Consider the following 254-nt stretch of genomic DNA (forward strand, 5'->3'; position numbering starts at 1 on the left):
GGCGGCGCACGACGAGCGAGTCGAGCACGTCGCTCCGCAAGGCCGCCTCCGGCTCGCTCGCCGCCGTCGCGACGAGCCCTTCGACCATCTCGCCGTCCTTCTCGCGAAGGTAGCCCGCGGCGTCGACCGTCGCGACGCGCGTCGGCGCCAGCGTCCACAGCTCGGGCGATGTCGCCGACACGCCGGCCGGCTCGCGGAGCGCGACGAGAGCGAGGCGCACGGCCTCCTCGGGATCGGCGTGCGAAAGCTGCTCC

General features: G+C 75.2%; 1 protein-coding gene. It reads right to left on the minus strand.

What is annotated here, in order from left to right:
• On the minus strand, positions 1–254 hold a 254-nt coding region (locus ACZ3GY_RS24470; RefSeq protein ID WP_465912389.1), incomplete at both ends, for a hypothetical protein.

Source organism: Pseudomonas sp. PME37.24/006 (assembly GCF_055556635.1).